The sequence below is a fragment of the Variovorax sp. 01T439_2 genome (assembly GCF_056398445.1).
On the sequence record NZ_JBFTPJ010000347.1, the window covers coordinates 1 to 5,490 of the forward strand.

Annotated in this window: 6 protein-coding genes and 1 pseudogene; all 7 read left to right on the forward strand. The window is 66.9% G+C overall.

Translation table 11 applies throughout. The features are described 5' to 3' along the window. Positions 1-1,287 (forward strand): tRNA uridine-5-carboxymethylaminomethyl(34) synthesis enzyme MnmG (gene mnmG / locus AC1DOC_RS17195; protein WP_478130148.1); only part of this gene is annotated, 1,287 nt, incomplete at its 5' end. Continuing rightward, positions 1,284-1,925 (forward strand): 16S rRNA (guanine(527)-N(7))-methyltransferase RsmG, encoded by a 642-nt coding sequence (gene rsmG, locus AC1DOC_RS17200; protein WP_307593192.1) that lies wholly within the window; start codon positions 1,284-1,286, stop codon positions 1,923-1,925. The genes mnmG and rsmG, both read left to right, overlap by 4 nt. Positions 1,926-2,040: 115 nt before the next feature. Next, complete coding sequence (locus tag AC1DOC_RS17205; protein ID WP_012745212.1) at positions 2,041-2,655, forward strand: LysE family transporter; 615 nt, start codon at positions 2,041-2,043, stop codon at positions 2,653-2,655. Between the two features lie 7 nt (positions 2,656-2,662). Further along, a complete protein-coding gene (locus tag AC1DOC_RS17210; protein WP_478130149.1) occupies positions 2,663-3,577 on the forward strand; it encodes a ParA family protein in 915 nt (304 codons plus the stop codon). Then, positions 3,577-4,128 carry an RBBP9/YdeN family alpha/beta hydrolase gene (locus tag AC1DOC_RS17215; RefSeq protein ID WP_436299164.1) on the forward strand — a complete coding sequence of 184 codons (552 nt, stop codon included), beginning with the start codon at positions 3,577-3,579 and terminating at the stop codon, positions 4,126-4,128. The genes AC1DOC_RS17210 and AC1DOC_RS17215 overlap by 1 nt, the downstream gene beginning before the upstream one ends. Next, positions 4,128-5,075 carry a ParB/RepB/Spo0J family partition protein gene (locus AC1DOC_RS17220; protein WP_018903381.1) on the forward strand — a complete coding sequence of 316 codons (948 nt, stop codon included), beginning with the start codon at positions 4,128-4,130 and terminating at the stop codon, positions 5,073-5,075. The genes AC1DOC_RS17215 and AC1DOC_RS17220 overlap by 1 nt, the downstream gene beginning before the upstream one ends. Before the next feature lie 108 nt (positions 5,076-5,183). After that, a pseudogene (locus AC1DOC_RS17225) lies at positions 5,184-5,490 on the forward strand (peptidoglycan-binding protein); the annotation flags it as partial.

A 5,490-nucleotide genomic window follows, 5' to 3' on the forward strand; every position in this document is an offset into this window, starting at 1 on the left:
GGGCGGGCAGGGCCGATGCCGGTGTTCAGCTTCATGGGCCGGGCCGACATGCATCCGCAGCAGATGCCGTGCTGGATCACCCACACCAATGCGCGCACCCACGACATCATCCGCTCGGGCTTCGACCGCAGCCCGATGTTCACCGGCAAGATCGAGTCGGTCCGCGCGCGCTACTGCCCGAGCGTCGAAGACAAGATCAACCGCTTTGCCGACAAGGAAAGCCACCAGATCTTTCTCGAGCCCGAAGGCCTGACGACCAACGAGTACTACCCCAACGGCATCTCGACCAGCCTGCCGTTCGACATCCAGTACCAGCTCGTGCGCTCGATGCCCGGGCTGGAGAACGCCCACATCCTTCGGCCCGGCTACGCCATCGAGTACGACTATTTCGATCCGCGCGAACTCAAGAGCAGCTTCGAGACGCGCTCGATCAAGGGCCTGTTCTTTGCCGGGCAGATCAACGGCACCACTGGCTACGAAGAGGCGGCGGCCCAGGGCCTGTTTGCCGGCATCAATGCCGCGCTCCAGTGCCGCGGCGAAGAAGCCTGGCTGCCGCGCCGCGACGAAGCCTACCTGGGCGTGCTGGTCGACGACCTGATCACCAAGGGCGTGACCGAGCCTTACCGCATGTTCACGAGCCGCGCCGAGTTCCGGCTGCAGCTGCGCGAGGACAACGCCGACATGCGCCTGACCGAAGCAGGGCGCAAGCTGGGCTTGGTGGACGATGCGCGCTGGGATGCTTTCAGCCGCAAGCGCGACACTGTTTCACGTGAAACAGAACGGCTCAAGTCGATCTGGGTGAATCCGCGCAACCTGCCCGCTGCCGAATCGGAGCGCGTGCTCGGCAAGGCCATCGAGCACGAATACAACCTGGCCGACCTGCTGCGCCGGCCCGATGTGAACTACGAAACGCTGATGTCGCTGGACGGTGGAAAGTACAGCGCCGGATCGCCGCTCAATGAAACCGAGATCGAGCAGATCGAGATCTCGGCCAAGTACTCGGGCTACATCGAGCGCCAGCACGACGAAGTGGAGCGCGCGGCGCATTTCGAGAACCTGCGCCTGCCGGCCGATTTCGACTACAGCCAGGTCAAGGCGCTGAGTTTCGAGGTTCGCCAGAAGCTCGACAAGCACCGGCCCGAGACGCTGGGCCTGGCGTCGCGCATCTCGGGCGTCACGCCGGCCGCCATTTCCTTGCTGATGATCCACTTGCGCAAAGGCGGCCACAAGGCATTCAACCGCGACGCCGCCACGGAAGCCGCCGCAGAATCGCAGCCCGCCCAATGAGCGCGCCCATCGAAACGCTGCGCCAGGGCGCGGCAGCCCTGGGCACGGCCTTGTCCGATGCGCAGGCGGAACAGCTGCTGGCCTACGGCACGCTGATGCTCAAGTGGAACAAGGTCTACAACCTCACGGCGCTGCGCGATCCGGCCAGCGTGCTGACGCACCATCTGCTCGACAGCCTCGCGGCCGTGGCGCCGCTGCAGCGCGAATGGGCGGGGAAGGGCAAGTTGCTCGACGTGGGATCGGGCGGTGGCCTGCCGGGCGTGGTGATTGCCGTCCTGCGGCCAGACCTTGAGGTGAGCTGCCTCGACGCCGTGGCCAAGAAGGCGGCCTTCGTCCAGCAGGTGGCGGCCGAGCTCGAATTGCCCAACCTGCGCGGTCTGCATGCGCGCGTCGAATCGCTGACGGGCAGCTATGAAGTCATCAGCTCCCGGGCCTTTGCCTCCTTGCCCGATTTCTTCAACGGTTCGCGGCACCTGCTGGCGTCGGGCGGTGTCTGGCTGGCCATGAAAGGCAAGATGCCCACCGATGAGCTCGCCGCCTTGCCCCAGGGTATCGCGGTGTTTCACGTGGAACAATTGACTGTTCCCGGCCTGGACGCCGAGCGCTGCATTGTCTGGGCGCGCCAGGAAGCGGCCTGAATCGCCAAAAAAGAGGTCGCCGCATCGGTGAAAGCCGGTGCCGAACGATCCTCGCCGGGCCGGCCTCGCTTAGACTCGACGCCTCCCCCTGGCTCTCCTTCTCGAGGCAAATCCCATGTTCGGCATTGCTGACTACGGCGCATTCGTCGCCGCCATCGTCCTCTTTCTCCTGATTCCCGGTCCGGGCAACCTCGCGTTGATCACCTCGACCAGCAAAGGCGGAATCCGTGGCGGCCTGGCGGCCACCTTGGGCGTGATCGTCGGCGACCAGTTCCTGATGTGGGCGGCGGTGGCGGGCGTGGCGGCCGTGCTGGCGGCCTATCCGGCCGCATTCAAGGCGGTGCAATGGCTGGGCGCCGTCTACCTGGCATGGCTGGGCGCCAAGATGCTGCTGGCCAAGCCCGGCGCGGCGCCCATCCTCAACATCCGCCCCAGCCACTTCATGCGCCAGGCGCTGGCCATCACCTTGCTGAATCCCAAGGCCATCGTGTTCTACATGGCCTTCTTTCCGCTGTTCGTCGACCCCGCGCGCCACCAGGGCGTGGTCACTTTCGGCGCCATGGCGGTGACGATCGCCGCGCTGACCTTCCTCTACGGCCTCACGTCGACGCTGCTCACGCACTTCCTGGCGGAGCGCATCCGCGCCAATCCGCGCATTTCGGGCAGGCTCGAAAAGCTCGCGGGCGTCTTCCTGATCGCCTTCGGCATCAAGCTCGCCATTTCCCGCTGATCCTCATATGGCCAAGATTTTCTGCATTGCCAACCAAAAGGGCGGCGTCGGCAAGACCACCACCACCGTCAACCTGGCCGCCGGCCTGGCCAAGGTGGGCCAGCGGGTGCTGATGATCGACCTCGATCCCCAGGGCAATGCAACCATGGGTTCGGGCATCGACAAGCGCCAGCTGGAGCTCACGGTGTACGACGTGCTGCTGGAGTCGGCTTCGGTGGCCGAGGCGCGCRTCAAGGCCGACAAGCTGGTGGAGGGCGGCTGCGGCTACGACGTGCTCGGTGCCAACCGCGAGCTGGCCGGCGCCGAAGTCGAAATGGTGGCGCTCGACCGCCGCGAAAAGCGCCTGCGCACCGCGCTTGCGACCGTGGGCGCCGAGTACGACTTCGTGCTGATCGACTGCCCGCCGAGCCTGAGCCTGCTGACGCTCAACGGCCTGTGCGCCGCCCATGGCGTGATCGTGCCGATGCAGTGCGAGTACTTCGCGCTCGAGGGGCTCACGGACCTGGTCAACACCATCAAGCAGGTGCATGCCAACCTCAACAAGAACCTGCAGATCATCGGCCTGCTGCGCGTGATGTTCGATCCGCGCATCACGCTGCAGCAGCAGGTGAGCGAACAGCTCAAGGCCCACTTCGGCGACAAGGTGTTCGACACCGTGATCCCGCGCAACGTGCGGCTGGCCGAGGCGCCGAGCTATGGACTGCCCGGCGTGGTGTTCGACCCGGCCGCGCGCGGCAGCCAGGCCTTCGTTGCCTTTGCCAAGGAGCTGGTCGAGAAGATGCCGCCCGCCAGCGCCTTCGCATCCGGGGCCATTGCGCCTCCCATTGCGCCGGTCGGGCCGGTCGCGCCGCCCAACCTGGCGGTCCCGGAGGATGTGCTGTCGCCGGCAGGCGGCCCCGATTCGGGCGAGAAAAGCTTCTGATGGCCGTGCCTTCTCCCGTCTTCCTGCTGCCGGGTTGGCAGAACAGCGGCCCCGGCCATTGGCAAACCCGCTGGGAGTCGGTCCACGGCGACCACCGCGTCGAGCAGCACGACTGGATGCGGCCGCTGCGCGGCGACTGGTCCGCGCGGCTCGAGGAAGAGGTGCTGGCGGCATCCGAGCCCGTGGTCTTTGCGGCGCACAGCCTGGGATGCATCCTCGTTGCGGCCTGGGCTGCGCATTCGCGCAATACGCACAAGGTGCGGGGCGCGCTGCTGGTGGCACCCGGCGACGTCGAGCGCGACGACCTGCGCCAGCTGATTCCGGGCTGGGCACCCATCGTGCGCCAGCCGCTGCCCTTTGCCTCGGTGCTGATCGCCGCCAACGACGATCCCTACTGCGAGGCCGCGCGCTCGCGCCAGATGGCCGCCGACTGGGGCGCCCGCTTCGTCGACGCCGGTGCGGGTGGCCACCTGAACGCCGAATCCGGCCTGGGCGACTGGCCCCAGGGCCGGCAACTACTGAACGAAATCTCGACGAAAGACACGCACTGATGGCGACCAAGAAACCCAAGGGCCTGGGGCGCGGCCTCGAAGCGCTGCTCGGCCCCACGGCCGCGCCGTCCGCCGACCCCAGCGGTGCCGACGAAGGCGCCGCCGCGCAGAACCCGAACACGCTGATGCTCGACGAGATGGTGGCCGGCGTCTACCAGCCGCGCACCCGCATGGACGAAGGCGCGCTCTACGAGCTGGCCGAGAGCATCAAGGCGCAGGGCATCATGCAGCCGATCCTGGTGCGCCGGCTCGATGCCGAATCGGCCGCCGCCAAGAACGCCGAATACGAGATCATCGCGGGCGAGCGCCGCTTCCGCGCCGCCCGGCTCGCGGGCCTGGACCGCGTGCCGGTGCTGGTGCGCGACGTGCCTAACGAGGCCGCGGCGGCCATGTCGCTGATCGAGAACATCCAGCGCGAAGACCTCAATCCGCTCGAAGAAGCCCAAGGCCTGCAACGCCTGGTCTCAGAGTTTGGGCTCACTCACGAAGCGGCTGCACAGGCCGTGGGCCGGTCGCGCAGCGCGGCCAGCAACCTGCTGCGGCTGCTGAACCTGGCCGAGCCGGCGCAGCAGATGCTGATGGCCGGCGACATCGACATGGGCCATGCCCGCGCGCTGCTCTCGCTGGACCGCGGCACGCAGATCACGGCCGCCAACCAGATCGCGGCCAAGAAGATGTCGGTGCGCGAAGCCGAGGCGCTGGTCAAAAGGCTGGCGGCCGAGTTCACCCTCACGCCGTCCCGCCGCAGCAACGACGGTGAGAAGTCGCGCGACCTGCAGCGCGTGGAAGAGGAACTGGCCGACCTGCTGACCGCCGAGGTCGAGGTCCGCATCAAGAAGCGCAGCAAGCGCGGCGGCAAGGTGGAGGAGAGCGGCGAGTTGGCGATCCACTTCGGCTCGATCGAGGCGCTCAACGGGCTGATCGAGCGCATCCGCCGAACGGCCTAGGTACGGGCGCGTCCAGTCGGACATTCGCGCGATTGATTCTTGCAATCTTTTACGCGTATCCTCGCCGCTGACGTTTCAACACCAGATCTCGAGGAGAGGGAGTTCATCATGAAGTTCAGGACAAAGTTTCCGTTCGCGGCCGTGGCCGTCGGCGCACTGCTGCTGACCGGTTGCGCGACCACCGACATGCAGATGGGCAGCCAGTCGGCCAAGACCGTCGCCACGGGCAGCGCCGCGGGCTCGGCCACCGCCGGCGAAAGCAGCCAGCTTGAGCGCTGCGAATCGCCGCTCGGCACCGTCTCGCTGATCGAGAACGTGAATTCCGGCTGGTACACCATCCTCACCGGCGAATACCGCCTGCCGCCCACGGCCAACCTGCTGCGCCTTTTGGTGCAGCAGTCGAACTGCTTCGTGG

Excerpts from the sequence above, each read along its gene's own strand:
- AC1DOC_RS17215 (WP_436299164.1), top strand. The coding sequence starts at position 3,577 with ATGGCCGTGCCTTCTCCCGTCTTCCTGCTGCCGGGTTGGCAGAACAGC.
- rsmG (WP_307593192.1), top strand. The coding sequence starts at position 1,284 with ATGAGCGCGCCCATCGAAACGCTGCGCCAGGGCGCGGCAGCCCTGGGC.
- AC1DOC_RS17220 (WP_018903381.1), top strand. The coding sequence starts at position 4,128 with ATGGCGACCAAGAAACCCAAGGGCCTGGGGCGCGGCCTCGAAGCGCTG.
- AC1DOC_RS17205 (WP_012745212.1), top strand. The coding sequence starts at position 2,041 with ATGTTCGGCATTGCTGACTACGGCGCATTCGTCGCCGCCATCGTCCTC.